Origin of the sequence: Stenotrophomonas sp. SbOxS2 (assembly GCF_013416715.1) — a bacterium.
GTDB lineage: Bacteria > Pseudomonadota > Gammaproteobacteria > Xanthomonadales > Xanthomonadaceae > Stenotrophomonas > Stenotrophomonas lactitubi.
The window spans coordinates 571,639-592,191 of record NZ_JAAVXD010000005.1 but is presented as its reverse complement, the minus strand read 5'-3'; the positions used below and the strand labels follow the sequence as shown (position 1 = coordinate 592,191).

The following is a 20,553-nucleotide window of genomic DNA, read 5'->3' as shown; positions in this document are numbered from 1 at the left end:
TCCCTCATGCGACTCCTCCTGCTTCTGCTCACACTGTTGGCGTCCGCGTCTGCGGCAGCCGCGCCGCCTCCAGCGGCCTGGCCATCGAAGACCTTCTATCGCAGCGTCGACGTTGATGGACATCGCACCTTCTATCGGGAGGCCGGCGAACGCTCACGGCCCACCCTGCTTCTACTGCACGGCTATCCGTCGTCGTCGCATACGTACCGCGAACTCATTCCTCTCCTGTCCGGCCACTACCATGTGATCGCACCAGACTACCTTGGCTCCGGCCTGACAGACCATCCCGACCCTACCGACGAGAACTACACGTTCCAGCGCCTGGCACGGCACATCGCCGCGTTCACCGACGCGGTGGGATTGCAGCGTTACAGCCTGTACATGCAGGACTTCGGTGCACCAGTGGGCTTCCGCCTCATGCAACTGCAGCCCGAACGATTGCAGGCGCTGGTGGTGCAGAACGCCAATGCCTACCTGGACGGACTCACACCAGCACGGCTGCGCTTCTTCGAACAGGCACACCGTGACGCTTCCCCCGGCACCCTCCTGCAGCTGCATGGCCTGACCTCCGCTGAAGGCGTGATCAACCTGCAATACCTGCGGGACGTGAACGGCCACCCCGAGAAGATCAGCCCCGACGCATGGCAACACGATCTCAGAGGCCTGGCCAGCCAAGCCCAGCAACTGGCGCAGGTGCAACTTTTCCAGGACTACTGGAGCAATATAGAGGCCTATCCGGAATGGCAGGCATTCCTGCGTGCGCACCAACCTCCAGCGCTGGTGCTATGGGGCAAGCATGATCCCGCGTTCATCGCCGCCGGTGCACTGGCGTATCGCCGCGATCTACCCGACGCCGACATCAGCCTGATCGATGCGGGACATTTCGCCGTTGAGGAGCACGCCGTGCTGATCGCGCAACGGGTAGTCACCTTCCTTGGGCGGCTGGAGCAGCAGGGGCAGCTAGCGCCCGACTCCACCCAATGAGCACGCACCGCGTCCAGAACAGTACCGCATCAAACAACGACGCCGGGCATTGCCCGGCGTCGTTGTTGTGACTTTCCAGAGACTTACCAGACCAGGTCGTCTGGCACCTGGTACTGCGGGTCGGCGTAGGGATCATCCTCGGCCGGCGCATTCGGGTCGACCTTCAACGCCACCGACGCGGCAAACACCGCCTCGGACTGGGCCAGAACGTCGGCCGTCACCAGCAGGTAGCGACCGTTGAGCTGGACCACGCCCAGTTCGCCGGCGTTGAGTGCCTTGAGCTGCTCGGCGGTGACGTAGATGCGCTTGATCTTGCCGCCGTACGGGAAGTGGCGCGCGATATCAGCCGCTTCGGCATTCAGGCTCTTGTCCTTCAGCAGTTCTTCCAGCTTCACCTTGGCCTCGCGGCGCTGGCGTGCTTCTTCCTGCTTCAGGCGCTCGGTCTCGATGCGCTCTTCCTTTTCGCGCTGCGCACGGATCGCGTAGGCCTTGGCCAGATCCATTTCCTCAGCGGTACGCGGCTTGCGCGGGCCCTGCCCCTGCCCCTGGCCCTGCCCCTGCCCCTGGCCCTGGCCCTGGCCCTGCCCCTGGCCCTGGCCCTGGCCCTGACCACGCTGCTGGCCGGGCTTGCCCGGACCACCATTGCCATGCGCCCGCCGCTCGCCAGGCTTGTGTTCGCCCTTGCCTGCGTGCTGCGGCTTTCCATTGCCAGCGCCACCCTTGCCCTGCGGGCGGCCATCACGGCGGGGGCCATCATTCTTGCGCTCGGGCTTAGGCGCGGGCTTGAAGCCCAGGCCCATCAGCTGGTCGCGGAGGGTATCGCTCATAGGATATGGATCAGTAGTGCGGCGGCGGCGGTTCGCTCGCCGGATCAGAAGAATTCAATGCATTGCGGACCTTGCCCAGGTCCTCCAGCAGCACGCGCAGGATGCCGGCATTGCGGCTGCCTTCCATACGCGCGTCTGCCAGCGCATCGCTCAGTTCGGCCAGCGCGTGTTCCTGGAAGGACACGCGCATCTCCAGTTCGACCAGGCGCGCTTCCAGCGCCTGCTCGCGTTCGGTCGGCACTTCAGACATGCAGCGAACGTCCCCGGCCTATGCCGTAATACGCAAGGCCAGCGGCCTCGACTTCGGCCGGCTCGTACAGATTGCGGCCATCAAACACCACCGCATCCTTCAGCCGCTCGCGCAGCATCTGGAAATCGGGGCTGCGGAACTGCTTCCACTCGGTCACCACCACCAACGCATCGGCGCCCTGCAGCGCGTCGTCGGCGCTGTCACAGAACACCAGATCGTCGCGCTCGCCGAAGATCCGCTGCGATTCATGCATCGCCTCCGGATCGTAGGCACGCACCGTTGCACCGGCTTCCCACAACTGGGCCAGCAGGCGGCGGCTGGAGGCCTCGCGCATGTCGTCGGTATTCGGCTTGAACGCCAGGCCCCACATGGCAAACGTCCTGCCGCGCACACCCTCGTCTTCGCCCTTGTCATAGTGCCGCTGGATCAGGGCGAACAGGTGCCCCTTCTGCGATTCATTGACCGCCTCCACTGCGTTCAGCAGCTTCGGCTCAAGGCCGGCCTGCTGCGCGGTGCGGGCCAGGGCCTGCACATCCTTGGGGAAACACGAACCGCCGTAACCCGCACCCGGATAGATGAAGTGCCAGCCGATGCGCGGGTCCGAACCGATGCCCTGGCGGACCTGCTCGACGTCGGCGCCCACGCGCTCGGCAATGTTGGCGATTTCATTCATGAACGAAATCTTGGTTGCCAGCATTGCATTGGCGGCGTACTTGGTCAGCTCGGCCGAACGCACGTCCATCTCCACCACGCGATCGTGGTTGCGATTGAACGGTGCATACAGGCGACGCATCACGGCGACCGACTCGGCGCTGGTCGCACCGATGATGATGCGGTCAGGCCGCATGCAGTCGGCAACGGCGTCGCCCTCCTTCAGGAATTCGGGATTGGACACCACATCGAAGGCGATATCCGCGCCACGCGCTGCCAGTTCCTCGGCAATGGCCGCACGGACCTTGTCGGCGGTGCCCACCGGCACCGTCGACTTGTTGACCACCACCGTCGGCACCGAGATGTACCGGCCGATGGTGCGGGCCACGGCCAGCACGTACTGCAGGTCGGCGCTGCCATCCTCGTCCGGCGGCGTGCCCACGGCGATGAACACCACCTGGCCGTGGCCGATGGCGGTCGCCGCGTCGGTGGTGAACGCCAGCCGCGACGCGGCGTGGTTGGCCTTCACCATCGGCTCCAGGCCGGGCTCGTAGATCGGGATGATGCCCCGGTTGAGGCCATCCACCTTGGCCTGGTCGATATCGACGCAGACCACTTGGTGGCCGACGTCGGCCAGGCAGGTGCCGGTCACCAGGCCTACATAGCCCGTACCAAAAATCGCAACGCGCATATCCGTACTGACTCCGTGGTGGCTTACGGCAGAACGCCCAGCAGCTCGACGTCGAAGGTCAGGGTGGCGTTCGGACCGATCGGACCACCCGGGGTGCCGTTCTCGCCGTATGCCAGTTCACCCGGAATCCAGAAGCGGTACTTCGAGCCGACCGGCATCAGGGCCACGCCCTCGGTCCAGCCCTTGATGACCTGGTCCAGACCGAACTCGGCCGGACCACGGCCTGCGGAACTGTCGAACACGGTGCCGTTGAGCAGCTTGCCTTCGTAGTTCACGCGCACCTTGCTGGACGGCAACGGACGCTCGCCGCTGCCCGGACGGATCACCTGGTACTGCAGGCCCGACGGGGTGGTCACCACGCCCGGCTGGGTCTTGTTCTTGGCCAGGAACGCATTGCCTTCCTGACGGTTGGTCTGCGCGGCCTGTGCGGCCTTGGCCTGCATTTCGGCCTGCTTGGCGCCCATGAACGCCTGGATGGTGGCAGTGGCGTCAGCTTCGGTCATCTTCGGCTGGCCCTTGCTCAGGCCAGTGTTGATCGCGTCAAACAGCGAGGCGGTATCGATATCGTCCTTCAGCTGTGCCAGCGACGGCCCGACCGAATAGGCGCCGATCATCTGTGCGACCTTGACCCGGTCGACCTTCGCCGGCTGCGAGCCCGGCGCAACGCCCGGCACCTGCTGGCCGCTGCGGGCCATCACGACCTGGCGCAGGGCGGCATCGGTGGCCTTGGCCTGTTCCTGGGTGATCTGCGGCTGCAGGCCTTCGAAGGAACGTTCCACGGCAGTGCGCAGCGCGGCCGCATCGATTTCATCGGCGATCGGCGCGAACGACTTGGCCACATCCAGACCAATGGCGTAGCCGAGCTTCTGCTTGGGGGAATTCAAGGGTGCGGTCTCCTTGGCGGCCGAGGGAGCGGCCGGTTGTTGCGACAGGGCGACACCGGAGGTGCCCATCGCCAGAATCAGAACCGACGCCGCGGCGCCGCGCATTCCCATTTTCATTCGCTGCATTCCTGGAAGTGACTGGACGCCGACGTCGGCGCGAAAACACGTATTGTCGCACGCATGCCGTCGATGTCGAGGCATCCATGCCGGCATTCAATGTGCAGCTGGTGCTGCAAGCGCCTTGTCGATGGCCGCTTTCAGCTGCGGATCATCCGGGGTGACCTTGCTGGCGAACTGGGCAATTACCCTGCCATCGCGCCCGACCAGATACTTGTGGAAATTCCAGGCGGGCGCCACACCGGTGGCGGCGGTCAAGCGCTGATACAGCGGCGTAGCCTGCGCGCCGGTCACGTGCACCTTTTCGAACATCGGGAACTTCACACCATAAGTAAGTGTGCAGAAATCCTGGATCTGCTTTTCGTCACCGGGCTCCTGTCCCTTGAAATCGTTGGACGGGAAGCCGAGCACTGCAAATCCCTTGCCGGCGTACTGCTTCTGCAGCGCTTCCAGGCCTTCGTACTGCGGGGTATAGCCGCACTTGCTTGCGGTATTGACCACCAGCAGCACCTGGCCGTGGTAACGCTGCTGCAGGTTGACCTGCTGCTTGCCCGCCAGCGGCCGATACGACAGATCCAGCAGATCGGCGGCGAACGCGCCGGCCGACGTGGCCAGGCCTGCGGCCAGCAGGGTCAACAGGGACAGGCCGCGAAGGCGGCGAGAGGAGGCAGTCGACAAGGGCATGGGAGACGTTCCGCGGTAGCCGTTCCAGGGGTCCGGCCGTGGCCGGCCGGGAATCGGCCGAACTATAGCACCGGGGTCTGCCCCCCTCTGGAGCACAGGCGCTGTTGCGCTTTGCGCGGCGTGGCGGAAGTCGCCGGAAACGCGTCTCCGTCCTCAGCTGATGACATAGCATGGACATGACTGAATGGGAGATTGGCCGAGAACAGCCTTCCGAAATTTAGCTTTTTCAATGAAAATCAAATGGTTGAATAATTATTTCGGTGCCATGACCACCCCTGCCATCAGTTGGGTAGGGGCAGGACTTGCACACAGGCGTGCCGGTGTTATAGTTGCATACAACACCAGTCACCTGAGACAGGGGGGAACCATGAACACCCGGATGCGTCGCAGCCTTACCGCCCCCGCGGTCACCGCGGTATCAACCCTGTTCGTCCTGGTCTGGCTGGCCATGCCGGCCCCACCGGCCGCGTCCTCCCCCGCCCTCTCCGAAGACAGTACGCAGGACGCAGCAGTACCCCCGGCAGGGAATGCCGCTCCCTCCCCCTCCCCCCCGCGTCGGCTGCACAGCTCCCTGTCCATGCCGTATTTCTCGTTCGCACAGCCGCTGACCCCACGGAGCTGAATATGAGCGACATCCAGTGGAGCGACGGCGCTCCCATCTACCGCCAGCTGAAGGAACGCGTCATCGCCATGATGCTTGACGGAATCCTCAAGCCGGGCGATGCCCTTCCCTCGGTGCGCCAGGTGGCCGCCGATTACCAGCTCAACCCCATCACCGTTTCGCGCGCTTACCAGGAGCTGGCCGATGAAGGCCTGGTCGAGAAGCGCCGCGGGCTGGGCATGTTCATGACCGAACAGGCGGCCACGCAGCTGCGCAGCAGCGAGCGCGAACGCTTCCTCAATGAAGAATGGCCGGCCGTACTGGAACGGATCCAGCGACTGGGCCTGAGTCTCGACGAATTGTTGCCCCAGGGGAAATTCTGATGAATGCCAGTCCCACTACCGCTGTGCCAAGCGACGCTGTCATTACCGCCCGTGGCCTTCGCAAGGCCTACAAGAACACGCTCGCGCTCGACAACGCCAGCTTCTCCATTCCGGCAGGCCGCATCATCGGCCTGATCGGCCCCAATGGTGCCGGCAAGACCACCGCGCTGAAGGCGGTGCTCGGCCTGACCTCGGTGGAAGGCGAGCTGAGCGTGCTCGGCCGAGACCCGCGTGCGCACCGCGACGATCTGATGAACGACATCTGCTTCATCGCCGATGTCGCCGTGCTGCCGCGCTGGCTGAAGGTGCGTGAGGCGATCGACTTCGTCGCCGGCGTGCACCCGCGCTTTGATCGTGCCCGCTGCGAGCGCTTTTTGGCCAACACCAAGCTGCAGCCCAAGCAGCGCGTGCGCGAGCTGTCCAAGGGCATGATCGTGCAGCTGCACCTGGCCCTGGTGATGGCCATCGACGCCAAGGTGCTGGTGCTGGACGAACCCACGCTCGGCCTGGACATCCTGTACCGCAAGGAGTTCTACCAGCGCCTGCTGGAAGACTACTTCGACGAGCAGAAGACCATCATCGTCACCACCCACCAGGTGGAAGAGATCGAGCACATCCTCACCGACGTGATGTTCATCCGCGACGGCCGCATCGTGCTCAATGCGGAAATGGATGAGGTCGGCGAGCGCTATACCGAGCTGCTGGTCGGCGCCGACCAGCTTGAAACTGCCCGCGCACTGAAGCCCATCGACGAGCGCAGCCAGGCCTTCGGCAAGACCGTCCTGCTGTTCGACGGGGTGCCACGCAGCCAGCTGGCCAGCCTGGGTGAAACCCGCAACGCCGGCCTTGCCGATCTGTTCGTCGCTGTCATGAAGGGGACCTACGCATGAATGCCGTCAATCATCCCGTCAGTCCGGCCGGCACCCTGCGCTGGCTGCTCAAGCGCGAATACTGGGAAAACCGTGGTGGTTTCCTGTATGCCCCGGTGATCGCCGGCATCGTTTCGCTGCTGATGAGCGGCATCGGCATCGGCCTGGGCCTGTTCGCCCTGCATCGTGCCGCGCGCGATGGCGGCCTGCACATCGACGGCGAGAGCGTGAACATCAACGGTCTGGATCTGGCCGTGCTGACCCGCGACATCAGCGCCAAGGACATGGCCGACCTGGGCAACGGCCTGGACCTGGCGATGGTACTGACCTCGTCCTGGCCGCTGATCGTGCTCGCGTTCGTGGTGTTCTTCTACTGCCTGGGCGCGCTGTATGACGACCGCCGCGACCGCAGCATCCTGTTCTGGAAATCGCTGCCGCTGTCGGATACCCAGACCGTGCTGTCCAAGGTGTTCAGTGCACTGATCGTCGCACCGCTGATCGCCATCATCGCGTCCAGCCTGACCCTGCTCGTGTTCATGCTGGTGCTGTGCCTGGTGGTGGTCTCGCACGGCGGTGACGCGATGCAGCTGATCGTCGGCCCGGCCAACCCGATGAGCCTGGTGCTGGGCATGTTCGTGTCCATCCCGGTGTACGCCCTGTGGGCGCTGCCTACTGCCGGCTGGCTGCTGCTGTGCTCGGCCTGGGCCAAGAGCAAGCCGTTCCTGTGGGCGGTCATGCTGCCGCTGTTCGCCGGCATCATCGTCAGCACCACCAAGCTGATGCACCTGTTCGACCTGACCACCGGCTGGTTCTGGCAGCACATCGTCGGTCGCCTGCTGTTGGGTGCGATGCCGGGGATGGACCTGCTGTACCGCGCCGGTGGCGGCGAATCCAGGCAGGATCTGGACTCGATCGTGGCGCTGATGGCGCCCGCCGCGCAGCTGAAGTCGCTGGCAATGCCCGGCCTGTGGATCGGCGCGGCCTTCGGCGTGGTCTTCATCTTCATCGCCATCCGCCTGCGCAAGCGCGCCGGCGAAATCTGATCTTCAACCTGGAGGCACCACCCATGCGTTCCTTGATTGCCTGTACTGCGCTGTTGCTGTTGCCCTTGTCGGCGCTGGCCGCCGATGCACCGAACTGCAAGTACTCCGCGCCGCGCGCGCTGAAGATCGACACGGCCGGCGCCAAGGCGGTGGTGTTTGAGATCAACCAGCATGACCTGAAGGTGGTCGCCAGCGCGGGTGGCGGCCAGCTCGACGGCCGCGCGTGCGCGTCCAACAAGGACTGGCTGGATCAGTTGGTATTGGACCAGCGGCGCGTGGGCGACAAGCTGGTGGTGAGCCTGCGCCGCGACAGCCGCGACGCGCTGTCGATGGGCAACAGCTATGCCTGGCTGGACATCCGTGGCAGCGTGCCGGACAACCTGCCGCTGCAGTTCAAGATCGGCTCCGGTGATGGCAGCATCGAGAACGCGCAGTCGCTGAGCATGGACGTGGGCTCCGGTGATGGCATCGCCCGCGGCACCCGTGGCAGCGTGCATGCCGCCGTGGGTTCGGGCGACCTGGACGTCGATGGCGCCGCATCGTTCAACCTGCTCTCGCTCGGTTCGGGCGACGTCAACGCCCGCAACATCGGCGGTGATGCCAGCGTCGGCACCGTCGGCTCCGGTGACCTGAAGGTGACCGACGTGCGTGGCAACGCACGGCTGGATACCGTCGGCTCCGGCGACATCGGCTTCAAGCAGGTGCAGGGCAACGTCGAGATCGGCGTGGTCGGCTCCGGCAATGTCGAGATCGAGCAGGTCGGCGGCAATGTCCGTGTGCGCAGCCACGGCTCGGGCGACATCGATGTCGATGGCGTGCGCGGCAATCTCACCGTCGAGCACAGCGGCAGCGGCGACGTCCAGCATCGCAGTGTGGCCGGCACCGTCACCCTGCCCCGCGGCAAGTAACGCCCAACCATCCGATTCGAGGGGAATGCCATGAACCTGCTGCGCCTGCTGCCTGCTGCCCTGCTGTGCCTGCCGCTGATCGCCTGTGGCGGCGCCTCCAGCCCCGACAAGACCGCCGGCAAGGCGGTGGCCGAGACCGCCGGGGGCGTCGGCCAGACCGTCAAGGAAGCGATGGACGACGCCCGCAAGGAAATCGCCGAGGGCAACATCAAGATCTCCGCCGACAACCAGCCGCGCGCGGAGATCACCCCGCAGGGACAGCTGTTGATCGGCGGCAAGCAGGTGACGCTGGACGATGGCCAGCGCCGCCAGCTGATCGATTACCGCGGCCACGTGGTGGCGGTGGCGATGAACGGCATGGATGTGGGCCTGGCGGGCGCCAAGCTCGGCGCCAACGCTGCCGGGGAAGCACTGAAGGGCATCTTCAGCGGCGACAGCGAAGGCATCGAAAAGCGGATCAACGCCGAGGCCGCCAAGATCGAAGCGCAGGCCAAGCGCATCTGCGACCGCATGCCGGCCCTGCTGGCCAGCCAGCAGGCGCTGGCGGCCTCGCTGCCGGCGTTCAAGCCCTACGCCACGATGGACCAGAGCGATGTGGACGACTGCGGCAAGGACACCGTCGTCAACCGCTGACCCTGTGACAGATCAGCGCACCCGGCCGGCAGCGCGCAGGCGTTGCCGGCTGCTGCGCCCCAGCGGGCTTACAATGGCGGCCCCGGATGCACTTCATTGAACCGCCATGAAAAAGCTGTTTCTGCTGCTGGCCGCCCTGCTCTGCCTGGGCCTGGTCGGCTGTGACCAGGATTACCGCAACCACCGCGCCGAGCGCGGCAAACCGAAGATCTCGGTCAGCGAAAGCATCGTGACCGTGCGTCGCCAGCCGGCGCCGAACATCATCATCCTGCCCGACGGGCAGATGAAGATCGACGAGATCCTGATCCCGCTCAACGCCGAGCAGAAGCAGATGCTGCAGACGATGTTCGGAAAGCTGCAGGTGCTGCGCCAGAACACGTTGGTGGCCGCCCCGGCCGATCCCAACATGCAGCCGGTGAAGATCGTGCCACCGGAAGGCATGGAGGTGATTCCGCCGGACCTGGTGCAGACCATTCCCGAGTTCAAGGATTACACCGAGACCTTCGGCAACATCGTCGCCGACCGTCGCTGAAACGAGAACGCCGCCCTCCCGGGCGGCGTTTACGTTTGTAGGGCCGAGCATAGGCTCGGCTCTACAGAGTGCAGATTGCAGATCAGCCGCCGGCACCACCGCCACCGGCCTGGATGCCACCGGCGGTCAACGCGGCCGGGTCCAGCAGCCGGCGCAGCTCGGCTTCGGCCAGGCCACTGTCTTCCAGCGCCACGTCCAGCACCGGTCGCTGTTCCTTGTAGGCACGCTTGGCGATCGCTGCGGCTTTCTCGTAGCCGATGATCGGGTTCAGTGCGGTCACCAGGATCGGATTGCGTGCCAGCGCTTCGGCCACACGGTCTTCGCGCACCTTCAGGCCGGCAATGGCGCTGTCGGCCAGCAGGGTCGACACATTGGCCAGCAGGCCGATGCCATCGAGCAGGTTCACCGCGATCAGCGGCAGCGTCACATTGAGCTGGAAATTGCCGGTCTGGCCGGCCACGGTGATCGCCGTGTGGTGGCCGATCACCTGCGCGCAGGCCATCACCGTCGCCTCCGGAATCACCGGATTGACCTTGCCCGGCATGATCGAGGACCCCGGCTGCAGCGCAGGCAGTTCGATCTCGCCCAGGCCCGCCAGCGGACCGGCATTCATCCAGCGCAGGTCGTTGGCGATCTTGATCAGGGCCACCGCCAGCGCATTGAGCTGGCCCGACAGTTCCACCGCATCATCCTGCGCGGCCAAGCCTTCGAACTTGTTCTCGGCACTGTCGAACTTGAAGCCGGTCTGCTGCTTCAGCGCCTTGGCCACCTGCGCACCAAAGCGCGGGTCGGCATTGATGCCGGTGCCGATGGCGGTACCGCCCAGCGGCAGGCGGCGCACGCGCTTCAGGCTGTCCTCGATGCGCTCCTGTGCCGAGGCCAGCTGCGCCGACCACGCACCAAATTCCTGCTCGAAGGTCAGCGGCATCGCGTCCATCAGGTGGGTGCGGCCGGTCTTGACCACCTTGCGCAGGCTGCGGCCCTTCTTGTCCAGCGTCCTGCGCAGGTGCACCAGCGCCGGCAGCAGCTGCTCATGGGTGGCCAGCACGGCCGACACGCGCAGCGCCGTCGGAATCACGTCGTTGGAGCTCTGCCCCTGGTTGACGTGATCGTTCGGGTGCACGGTGGTCTTGCCTGCCTTGCCGGCACGGTTGGCCAGCGTGGCGATGACCTCGTTGGCATTCATGTTCGAGGAAGTGCCCGAGCCGGTCTGGTAGACGTCGATCGGGAACTGCGCGTCCCACGTGCCGTCAGCCACTTCGGCGGCGGCAGACTGGATGGCCTTGGCTACGGTCTTGGGCAAGTGGCCCAGCTCGGCGTTGACGCCGGCGGCGGCTCCCTTGACCAGGCCCAGTGCACGGATGAAGCCGCGCGGCATGCGCTGGCCCGACACCGGGAAATTCTGTACAGCGCGCTGGGTCTGCGCGCCCCACAGGGCGTCGGCAGGCACCTGCAGCTCGCCCATGCTGTCGTGCTCGATCCGGAAACCCTTGGGGGCGCTCTTGCTTGCAGCTTTGCTCATTGCATCAACTCCGCACTACTTCGGTTGGGGAAAGGGAAGCGGCGGCTGGCAGGGTGTCGCTTCCCGGGCTGGCGGCTGCGACAACGATACTCCCTTGTCCGCAGCGTGGGATGGCGAGGACGGGCCAGATCGTTTCATCCGAAGGGCCGATTGAACGGGTAGCGCCGGGCCGCGCCCGGCGAGCGCGCAGCGCGGCCATCCTCCGCCGGGCATGGCCCGGCGCTACCAAGCATGCGATGGCCACGCGTCGTAGAATATGGCCCCCGCCGCTCGTCCCAGCCCTGCCGACATGTCCGAATCCGCCCTGCTCGCCCTGTCCCCGCTCGATGGCCGCTATGCCGGCAAGGTCGACGCCCTGCGCCCGATCTTCTCCGAGTACGGCCTGATCAAGGCCCGTGTCACGGTCGAAGTGGAGTGGCTGCTGGCCCTGGCCGCCGAGCCGGGCATCGTCGAGCTGGCCGCATTCTCCGATGCTGTCATCGCCCGCCTGCGTGCACTGGCCAGCGGCTTCAGCCCGGCCCAGGCCGCGCGCGTGAAGGAAATCGAGCGCACCACCAACCATGACGTCAAGGCGGTGGAGTACTTCATCAAGGAACAGCTGAAGGACGATGCCGAGCTGGCCCCGGCGCTGGAATTCGTGCATTTCGCCTGCACCAGCGAAGACATCAACAACCTCAGCTACGGCCTGATGCTGGAACAGGCCCGTTGCGACGTGCTGCTGCCGACCCTGGACGGCGTCGCCGACGCACTGCGCACGCTGGCCCACGCCCAGGCGGGCCAGCCGATGCTGTCGCGCACCCACGGCCAGACCGCCTCGCCGACCACCCTGGGCAAGGAGCTGGCCAACGTGGTCGCCCGCCTGGAGCGCCAGCGCCGGCAGATTGCCGCAGTCGAACTGACCGGCAAGATCAACGGCGCGGTCGGCAACTACAACGCACACGTCGCCAGCTACCCGGACGTGGACTGGCCGGCCTTCGCCGAGCGCTTCGTCACCGGCCTGGGCCTGGTGTTCAACCCGTACACCACGCAGATCGAGCCGCACGACAACATCGCCGAAATCGGTGATGCCGCCCGTCGCGCCAACATCATCCTGATCGACCTGGCCCGCGACATCTGGGGCTACGTCTCGCTGGGCTACTTCAAGCAGCGCCTGAAGGAAGGCGAAGTCGGTTCGTCGACGATGCCGCACAAGGTCAACCCGATCGATTTCGAGAACGCCGAAGGCAACTTCGGCATCGCCAACGCGCTGTTCGAGCATTTCAGCGCGAAGCTGCCGATCAGCCGCTGGCAGCGCGACCTGACCGATTCCACCGTGCTGCGCGCGCTGGGCACCGCATTCGGCCACAGCCAGGTGGCGCTGGATTCGCTGGCCAAGGGCCTGGGCAAGCTGGAAGTGAACCCGCAGCGCCTCGACGCCGATCTGGATGCGGCCTGGGAAGTGCTGGCCGAAGCCGTGCAGACGGTGATGCGCCGCCATGGCCTGCCGAATCCGTACGAGCAGCTGAAGGCACTGACCCGTGGCCAGGGCATCACGGCAGAGTCGATGCGCACGTTCGTGCAGGGGCTGGAACTGCCGGCCGATGCCAAGCAGCGTCTGCTGGAGATGACCCCGGGCAGCTATACCGGCCTGGCGGAGTCGCTGGCGAAGAAGATCTAAGGGGTTTCCTTGCGGCGGCGGCCGCGGGCGCTGCCTGCGGCAGGCAACTGCAACTGCAACTGCAACGTCAAAGGCGGCTCTGGGTTTTTGCCGTGCTTGGCGGGGCGGGTTGGATTCGCGGGGGACGCCGTGAATCCGTCCGTGGAGGCTTGGCAGCCGCATCCATGCGGCTGACACCCCCGCGAACCCAACCCGCCCCACCTCTGACAGTTGTCCGGTGACGGATCGAAGAGCATTGGGTTGTCGGGACGGAATTTGAAAGAGGGACGCGGCTTCGCCGCGTCCCTCTTTCGTTTTGGTTTTTGGGGTCTTTGTAGAGCCGAGCCCATGCTCGGCTGCTTGTTCCAACAGCAAGCCGAGCGTGGGCTCGGCTCTACAGATGCACGAGCAAGCGCAGCGCGCGACCCGCTCTTGCCTTTGATTTTCTTCCATTCCGTGGCGGGCCACGCAGGAAACTGTCAGGGGCCGGGCGGGTGGGCTGCGCGGGGGTGTCCGCGGCATGGATGCCGCGGCCAAGCTTACAGGGACGTACTTGCAGCGTCCCCTGCATGGCCCACCCGCCCGGCCAAGCCCATGAAGCCGGTCGACTAACAGTCGACCCTACCAAGATGTCGCCACGAGGGGCTCAGCCGTTGGCCGGAACCCCGCGACAAACCACCGCACGTGCGCAATCCCAACGAACGTCGGACAATGGAGGCCTTGGCGGCCCGCCACGCCGCCCCTCCCGCTTTCCGCTGCAAGGAACTCCCCCATGGCCGCCCGCAAGTCCACCTCCCCCCTGATCGAAGTCACCGCCCGTCGTGGCCAGCCGCTGGGCATGTCCCCGGCCGTGTTCCTGCGCGATTTCTGGCAGAAACGCCCGCTGTTGATCCGCAACGCCTTTCCCGACTTCCAGACCCCGGTACAGCCGGAAGACCTGGCCGGCCTGGCCTGCGAAGAGGGCGTGCTGGCCCGCCTGATCGAGCACGACAAGGCCCAGGACAGCTGGCGCGTGCGCAGCGGCCCGTTCCAGGAAGACATCTTCCCCGCCCTGCCCGACCACGACTGGACCCTGCTGGTGCAGGACGTGGACAAGTGGGACAAGGACGTGCGCGCCCTGATCGAACACTTCAGCTTCCTGCCGCGCTGGCGCATGGACGATGTGATGATCAGCTTCGCCGCTACCGGTGGCTCGGTCGGCGCCCATGTCGACCAGTACGACGTGTTCCTGCTGCAGGCCCACGGCCACCGCCGCTGGCAGATCGATGCCAGCGAATCGATCAAGGGCAAGCGCCCGCCGCTGGGCTTCCGCCCCGACGTGGAACTGAAGCTGCTGGAAGTGTTCAAGCCGACCCACGACTGGGTGCTGGCGCCGGGCGACATGCTGTACCTGCCGCCGAACGTGCCGCATCACGGCGTCGCTGAAGACCCGTGCCTGACGTTCTCGTTCGGCATGCGTGCACCGTCCTCGGCCGAGCTGATCAGTGATTATCTGGACACGTTGATCGCCGACGCCGACGAGAACATCCGCTACCAGGACGCTGACCTGAAGGCACCGGCCGACCCGAACGAGATCGACACCGTGGCGATGGCGCGGGTGATCACCGCGCTCAACGCCATTCGCATGAATGACCCGGACAAGCTGGGTGACTGGTTCGGCCGCTTCATCACCACCTACCGCGCCGCCGGCGAGGTGATGGCCCACCAGGCCGCGCCACCGCAGGAAGAAGTGCTCGAGGCCCTGCAGTCGGGCCTGCTGCTGCAGCGTCACCCGTGGGCGCGCCTGGCCTGGCGCCGGGCCAAGCGCGGCGCCAGCCTGTATGTCAGCGGCCAGGACTTCGCCCTGCCGGTCAAGGACGCGCAGCGCCTGGCCGGTGCGGAGCAGCTCGACGCTGCCGCCTACCGCGGCCTGTCCGACAAGGGCCGCACAGTACTCCAGCAGCTGCTGGTCGGCGGTGTGTTCCAGCTGATCGATCCGAACGAGGTGTATGCCGACGAGGAGGAAGCGGTGCTGGGTGAGGTGATCGAGGGCCGCGAGCAGGTCGAGGTCATCGACGCTGACGCCATGTCCGATGACGTCCATCTGGTGACCGTGCACGATGACGGCATTGAAGTGATCGTCAACTTCGACGACCACGACGAAGACGACAGCGACCCCAGCCACGCCTGAGCCATGAGCCCACTGCGGGTCCAGCAGGTACGCCATGCCGAGGCCCACGTCGCCATCCACGACGTGCGCCAACGGGTGTTCGTGCAGGAACAGGGCATCGACGCCGCACTCGAGCGCGATGCCCTGGACCCGGTCTGCGCCCACGTGCTGGCGCTGGATGCCGACGGGCAACCGGTCGGCACCGGGCGGCTGGCGCCGGATGGTCGCATCGGCCGCATGGCGGTCTTGGCTGCGTATCGCGGCCACGGCGTTGGCGAGGCCCTGCTGGAGGCGCTGGTACAGGCCGGGCGCCAGCTCGGCCTGGCCGAGCTGCACCTGCATGCGCAGCTGCCGGCCCGCGACTTCTACGCCCGCCAGGGCTTCCTGCCGGAAGGCCCGGAATTCGAAGAAGCCGGCATCGGCCACCAGCAGATGCGGCGCCGGCTGCAAGCCGTTTCCGCCATCGACAGCCGTGCTGAAGCGGTGGCGATCACCACGGCAATCATCCACCGCGCACGCCGCCGGCTGTGGCTGCACAGCCGGCAGCTGGACCCCGGCCTGCTGGATGCGCCACCGGTGCAGGCGGCCCTGCGCCGCTTCGTCACCGCCCGCCACGACAAGCAGTTGCGGGTGATCGTGCATGACGCGGCCGCCATCGCCAGCGCCGGTGCGCCACTGCTGGCGCTGTTCCAGCGCCTTCCCAGTGTGATCCAGTTCCGCGAGGTGGCCGATCCGATCGATCGCGCCCTGGCCTCGGCCTGTCTGCTCAACGATGCAGGCGACTTCTACTTTCGTCTCATCGGTCATCGCCTCGACGGCGAATCCGCAATCGCGCTGCCGGCACGTTCGCAGCCGTTCGAGCAGCAATTGCAGCGTGTCTGGGACCGTTCGCGCGAATGCAGCGAATTGCGCGCACTCGGCATCTGACCGCGACCGGTGCGCTCAACCTGTCTGGGACCGACACCGGGGGACGCCCGATGCCCTCGTCGCTGCCCCTTCGTGTCCGGATGGGGGTACAATTTGGCCGTTTGAACGCGCCCGTGCATGGCTATTCATCTTCGTGCCGGGTCCTTCTGAAGCCATACCCCACAAAGCGAATCAGCACCCTCCATCGTGGACAATCAACTGAAGCAGTTTGCGCAATCTTCGCAACTCGCCGGCGGCAACGCCTCCTATGTCGAGGACCTGTACGAGCAGTACCTGGTCTCCCCGGATAGTGTCGATCCCAAATGGAAAACCTACTTCGACGGCTTCAAGGGCCGCGAAGCAGGCGACATTCCGCACTCGGCCGTCATTTCCCACATCGCGGACGCGGCCAAGGATGCGCTGAAAGCAGGCACCGGCACCGGTGCAGGCGATGAGCGCGAGCGCAATGTCGGTCGCCTGATCACCGCCTACCGTTCGCGTGGTCATCTGGACGCCCGCCTGGACCCGCTGGGCCTGGCCGCTCCGGTCAACACCCCGGACCTGGGCCTGCCCTTCCACAACCTGTCCGATGCTGACCTCAACAGCGAGTTCAGCACCGGCGGCGTGGGCGGTCAGCCGCGCATGAAGCTGCGTGACCTGCTGGCGCGCCTGAAGGCGACCTACACCGGTTCGATCGGTGCGGAGTTCATGCACATCTCCGAGGTCGAGCAGCGCCAGTGGATCTACAAGAAGCTGGAACTGGCCGGTGGCAACTACCAGCTGGACGCTGACACCCAGCGCCGTACGCTGGAGCGCCTGACCGCCGCCGAAGGCCTCGAGCGCTACCTGCACACCAAGTACGTCGGCCAGAAGCGCTTCTCGCTGGAAGGCGGCGACTCGCTGATCCCGATGATGGACACCATCATCCGCAGCGCCGGCAAGGATGGCGTCAAGGACGTGGTGGTGGGCATGGCCCACCGTGGCCGCCTGAACGTGCTGGTCAACACCCTCGGCAAGAACCCGCGCAAGCTGTTCGACGAATTCGAAGGCAAGTTCGAGCACGACGAGCACGCCTCGGCCGGCGACGTGAAGTACCACATGGGCTTCTCCGCCGACGTCGCCACTGAAGGTGGCCCAGTCCACCTGGCGCTGGCGTTCAATCCGTCGCACCTGGAAATCGCCGACCCGGTAGTTGCCGGTTCCGTGCGTTCGCGCCAGGAACGCCGCAAGGACACCGCGCGCAAGCAGGTGATGCCGATCCTGATCCACGGCGACGCGGCCTTCTCCGGCCAGGGCGTGGTCATGGAGCTGTTCCAGATGTCGCAGGCCCGCGGCTTCGCCGTCGGCGGCACCGTGCACATCGTGGTCAACAACCAGGTTGGCTTCACCACCTCCAATCCGCTGGATACGCGCTCCACGCGCTATGCCACCGACGTGGCGAAGATGATCGCCGCGCCGGTGCTGCACGTGAACGGCGATGATCCGGAAGCGGTGGTGTTCGCCGCGCAGCTGGCGTTCGAGTTCCGCCAGAAGTTCGCCAAGGACGTGGTCATCGACCTGATGTGCTACCGCCGTTGGGGCCACAACGAGGCCGACGAGCCGGCGATCACCCAGCCGCTGATGTACCAGGTGATCCGCAAGCACGCCACAACCCGCGAGATGTACGCCGAGCAGCTGGAAAAGGCTGGCGTGATCGCCGCCGGTGCCGGCAAGGCGATGGTCGATGCGTACCGTGAGAAGCTCGATGCCGGTGAAGTGACCACCGAGCTGGCCAAGGTCGAAAAGACCCCGCCGACCAGCCCGCTGTTCGTTGATTGGCCCAAGCTGCTGGAAGGCAAGCTGTCCGACCCGGTGTCGACGAAGGTCGACAAGGACAAGCTGGTCGCGCTGGCCAAGCTGATCAACACCGTGCCCGAAGAAGTGCAGCTGCACTCGCGCGTGTCCAAGGTGTACGACGACCGCCGCAAGATGGCTGCCGGCGAGATCCCGGGCGACTGGGGCTTTGCCGAGAACCTGGCCTACGCCACCCTGCTGGATGAAGGCAGTGCCCTGCGCCTGGTCGGCCAGGACGTCGGCCGCGGTACGTTCACCCACCGCCACGCGATCCTGCACGACCAGAAGACCGACAACTACTACCTGCCGCTGCGGCAGCTGGTGGATTCGCCGGAGAAGGCCACCATCATCGATTCGCTGCTCAGCGAAGAAGCCGTGATGGCCTATGAGTACGGTTTCTCGACCACCGATCCGAACACCCTGTGCATCTGGGAAGGCCAGTTCGGCGACTTCGCCAACGGCGCCCAGGTGGTGATCGATCAGTTCATCGCCGCCGGTGAAGCAAAGTGGGGCCGTATTTCCGGCCTGACCCTGCTGCTGCCGCACGGTTATGAAGGTCAGGGTCCGGAACACAGCTCGGCGCGCCTGGAGCGCTTCCTGCAGCTGTGCGCGCTGGAGAACATGCTGGTGGTGGTGCCGTCGACCCCGGCGCAGGCCTTCCACATGCTGCGTCGCCAGCAGCACCTCACCACCCGCAAGCCGCTGGTGGTGATGTCGCCGAAGTCGCTGCTGCGCCACAAGCTGGCCGTGTCGACCCTGGACGAGCTGGCCAATGGCGAATTCCAGCACCTGATCGGCGATGCCAATGCAGATGCCAAGAAGGTCAAGCGCGTGGTGCTGTGCTCGGGCAAGGTCTACTACGACCTGCTGGAAGACCAGACCAAGCGTGGCCAGGACGACGTGGCGATCATCCGCGTGGAGCAGCTGTATCCGTTCCCGCGTGCGCTGCTGGCTGCCGAACTGAAGAAGTACGGCAAGGCCACCGACGTGGTGTGGACGCAGGAAGAGCCGCAGAACCAGGGGGCGTGGTACCAGATCCGCCACCACCTGCAGTTCTGCCTGGCCGATGGCCAGAGCCTGCACTACGCCGGTCGCGCACGTTCGGCTTCGCCGGCTGCCGGTCACATGGCTGACCACGTCCGCGAACAGCAGCAGCTGGTCGCCGATGCACTGGTCAACCCGTTCAACGACTCGTTCGCTGAATAACTCTCCCCCTATTTAGAAGACAAACCAGGAAGCTCCCGCATGGCCACCGAAGTCAAAGCCCCGGTACTGCCCGAATCCGTCGCCGACGGCACCATCGCCACCTGGCACAAGAAGGTGGGCGACGCCGTCAAGCGCGACGAAAACCTGCTTGACCTGGAAACCGACAAGGTCGTCCTGGAAGTGCCGTCGCCGGTCGATGGCGTGATCAAGGAAATCAAGTTCAAGGAAGGCGACACCGTCACTTCCAGCCAGGTCGTGGCGATCATCGAAGAAGGCGCCGTGGCCGCTGCCCCGGCTCCGGCTGCCGAAGAAAAGAAGGCTGAGGCCGCTCCGGCCGCTGCTGCTCCGGCCGCTGCCGCTGCTCCGGCCCCGGCTGCCAAGTCGGCTGCCGATGCACTGCCGCCGGGCGCCCGTTTCAGCGCCATCACCGAAGGCGTGAATCCGGCCGACGTCGATGGCACCGGCCGTCGTGGCGCCGTCACCAAGGAAGACATCGTCAACTTCGCCCGCAACGGCGGTGCCGGCAAGGCCGGTGGCGCACGTCCGGAAGAACGCGTGCCGATGACCCGCATCCGCAAGCGCATCGCCGAGCGCCTGATGGAGTCGAAGAACTCCACCGCCATGCTGACCACCTTCAACGAAGTCGACCTGTCCAAGGTGTCGGCGGCGCGCAAGGAACTGCAGGACGAGTTCGTCAAGGCACACGGCATCAAGCTCGGCTTCATGAGCTTCTTCGTGAAGGCCGCCGCCAACGCGCTGCAGCGCTTCCCGCTGGTCAATGCCTCGATCGACGGCGACGACATCATCTACCACGGCTACTCGGACATCTCGATCGCCGTGTCGACCGAGAAGGGCCTGGTCACGCCGGTGCTGCGCAACGTCGAGCGCATGTCGTTCGCCGACATCGAAAAGACCATCGCCGACTACGCCAAGAAGGCCCGTGACGGCAAGCTGAGCCTGGAAGAACTGCAGGGCGGCACCTTCACCGTGACCAACGGCGGCACCTTCGGTTCGCTGCTGTCGACCCCGATCATCAACCCGCCGCAGAGCGCCATCCTCGGCATGCATGCCATCAAGGAGCGTCCGATCGCCCAGAACGGCCAGGTCGTGATCGCGCCGATGATGTACCTGGCGCTGTCCTACGATCACCGCATCATCGACGGCAAGGACTCGGTGCAGTTCCTGGTGGACATCAAGAACCAGCTGGAAAACCCGGGCCGCATGCTGTTCGGCCTGTAAGAGAC

18 protein-coding genes are annotated in these 20,553 nt (G+C 65.6%); 12 read left to right on the top strand and 6 right to left on the bottom strand.

Going from position 1 to position 20,553, the window contains the following annotated elements:
• Positions 1 to 6: 6 nt before the first annotated feature.
• Positions 7 to 984, top strand: coding sequence for an alpha/beta hydrolase (locus HFK18_RS12300; protein WP_180166455.1), 978 nt, complete (start codon positions 7 to 9; stop codon positions 982 to 984).
• 83 nt (positions 985 to 1,067) lie between these two features.
• On the opposite strand, the gene HFK18_RS12295 is transcribed toward HFK18_RS12300, so the two are convergent.
• The 5 genes from HFK18_RS12295 to HFK18_RS12275 all read right to left on the bottom strand — a co-directional run bounded on the left by HFK18_RS12295 (position 1,068) and on the right by HFK18_RS12275 (position 5,088).
• Positions 1,068 to 1,811: a DUF2058 family protein gene (locus HFK18_RS12295; RefSeq protein ID WP_180166454.1), complete on the bottom strand. Its 744-nt coding sequence runs from the start codon at positions 1,809 to 1,811 to the stop codon at positions 1,068 to 1,070.
• A gap of 10 nt (positions 1,812 to 1,821) precedes the next feature.
• Positions 1,822 to 2,061 carry a SlyX family protein gene (locus HFK18_RS12290; protein ID WP_025876828.1) on the bottom strand — a complete coding sequence of 80 codons (240 nt, stop codon included), beginning with the start codon at positions 2,059 to 2,061 and terminating at the stop codon, positions 1,822 to 1,824.
• Positions 2,054 to 3,403: a UDP-glucose/GDP-mannose dehydrogenase family protein gene (locus HFK18_RS12285; RefSeq protein ID WP_180166453.1), complete on the bottom strand. Its 1,350-nt coding sequence runs from the start codon at positions 3,401 to 3,403 to the stop codon at positions 2,054 to 2,056. Before HFK18_RS12285 ends, HFK18_RS12290 begins: the two co-directional genes overlap by 8 nt.
• A 23-nt stretch (positions 3,404 to 3,426) precedes the next feature.
• Positions 3,427 to 4,404 (bottom strand): FKBP-type peptidyl-prolyl cis-trans isomerase, encoded by a 978-nt coding sequence (locus HFK18_RS12280; protein WP_180166452.1) that lies wholly within the window; start codon positions 4,402 to 4,404, stop codon positions 3,427 to 3,429.
• Positions 4,405 to 4,500: 96 nt separating this feature from the next.
• Positions 4,501 to 5,088 (bottom strand): glutathione peroxidase, encoded by a 588-nt coding sequence (locus HFK18_RS12275; RefSeq protein ID WP_100552965.1) that lies wholly within the window; start codon positions 5,086 to 5,088, stop codon positions 4,501 to 4,503.
• 624 nt (positions 5,089 to 5,712) lie between these two features.
• Here HFK18_RS12275 and HFK18_RS12270 point away from each other — a divergent pair.
• From HFK18_RS12270 to HFK18_RS12245, 6 genes are all read left to right on the top strand, one after another.
• Complete coding sequence (locus HFK18_RS12270; RefSeq protein ID WP_012511573.1) at positions 5,713 to 6,072, top strand: GntR family transcriptional regulator; 360 nt, start codon at positions 5,713 to 5,715, stop codon at positions 6,070 to 6,072.
• Positions 6,072 to 6,962 (top strand): ABC transporter ATP-binding protein, encoded by an 891-nt coding sequence (locus tag HFK18_RS12265; RefSeq protein WP_089236130.1) that lies wholly within the window; start codon positions 6,072 to 6,074, stop codon positions 6,960 to 6,962. Before HFK18_RS12270 ends, HFK18_RS12265 begins: the two co-directional genes overlap by 1 nt.
• A complete protein-coding gene (locus HFK18_RS12260) occupies positions 6,959 to 7,984 on the top strand; it encodes a hypothetical protein (protein ID WP_180166451.1) in 1,026 nt (341 codons plus the stop codon). The genes HFK18_RS12265 and HFK18_RS12260 overlap by 4 nt, the downstream gene beginning before the upstream one ends.
• 23 nt (positions 7,985 to 8,007) lie before the next feature.
• Positions 8,008 to 8,892: a DUF2807 domain-containing protein gene (locus HFK18_RS12255; protein ID WP_180166450.1), complete on the top strand. Its 885-nt coding sequence runs from the start codon at positions 8,008 to 8,010 to the stop codon at positions 8,890 to 8,892.
• A 30-nt stretch (positions 8,893 to 8,922) separates the two neighbouring features.
• On the top strand, positions 8,923 to 9,525 hold the full coding sequence (locus tag HFK18_RS12250; RefSeq protein WP_180166449.1) for a DUF2884 family protein: 603 nt from the start codon (positions 8,923 to 8,925) through the stop codon (positions 9,523 to 9,525).
• Between the two features lie 106 nt (positions 9,526 to 9,631).
• Positions 9,632 to 10,057, top strand: a complete 426-nt coding sequence (locus HFK18_RS12245) for a hypothetical protein (protein ID WP_180166448.1) — start codon at positions 9,632 to 9,634, stop codon at positions 10,055 to 10,057.
• Positions 10,058 to 10,139: 82 nt separating this feature from the next.
• Here the strand turns inward: HFK18_RS12245 and HFK18_RS12240 are convergent, their stop codons facing one another.
• Positions 10,140 to 11,579, bottom strand: a complete 1,440-nt coding sequence (locus tag HFK18_RS12240; RefSeq protein ID WP_080148444.1) for a class II fumarate hydratase — start codon at positions 11,577 to 11,579, stop codon at positions 10,140 to 10,142.
• Between the two features lie 289 nt (positions 11,580 to 11,868).
• On the opposite strand from HFK18_RS12240, the gene purB reads away from it, so the two are divergent.
• From purB to sucB, 5 genes are all read left to right on the top strand, one after another.
• On the top strand, positions 11,869 to 13,236 hold the full coding sequence (gene purB, locus HFK18_RS12235) for an adenylosuccinate lyase (protein WP_180166447.1): 1,368 nt from the start codon (positions 11,869 to 11,871) through the stop codon (positions 13,234 to 13,236).
• Between the two features lie 751 nt (positions 13,237 to 13,987).
• A complete protein-coding gene (locus tag HFK18_RS12230) occupies positions 13,988 to 15,385 on the top strand; it encodes a cupin domain-containing protein (protein WP_180166446.1) in 1,398 nt (465 codons plus the stop codon).
• 3 nt (positions 15,386 to 15,388) lie between these two features.
• A complete protein-coding gene (locus HFK18_RS12225) occupies positions 15,389 to 16,291 on the top strand; it encodes a GNAT family N-acetyltransferase (protein WP_180166445.1) in 903 nt (300 codons plus the stop codon).
• A 186-nt stretch (positions 16,292 to 16,477) separates the two neighbouring features.
• Positions 16,478 to 19,309 (top strand): 2-oxoglutarate dehydrogenase E1 component, encoded by a 2,832-nt coding sequence (locus HFK18_RS12220; RefSeq protein WP_100460485.1) that lies wholly within the window; start codon positions 16,478 to 16,480, stop codon positions 19,307 to 19,309.
• A 39-nt stretch (positions 19,310 to 19,348) separates the two neighbouring features.
• On the top strand, positions 19,349 to 20,548 hold the full coding sequence (sucB, locus tag HFK18_RS12215) for a dihydrolipoyllysine-residue succinyltransferase (RefSeq protein ID WP_099821127.1): 1,200 nt from the start codon (positions 19,349 to 19,351) through the stop codon (positions 20,546 to 20,548).
• Positions 20,549 to 20,553 lie beyond the last annotated feature (5 nt).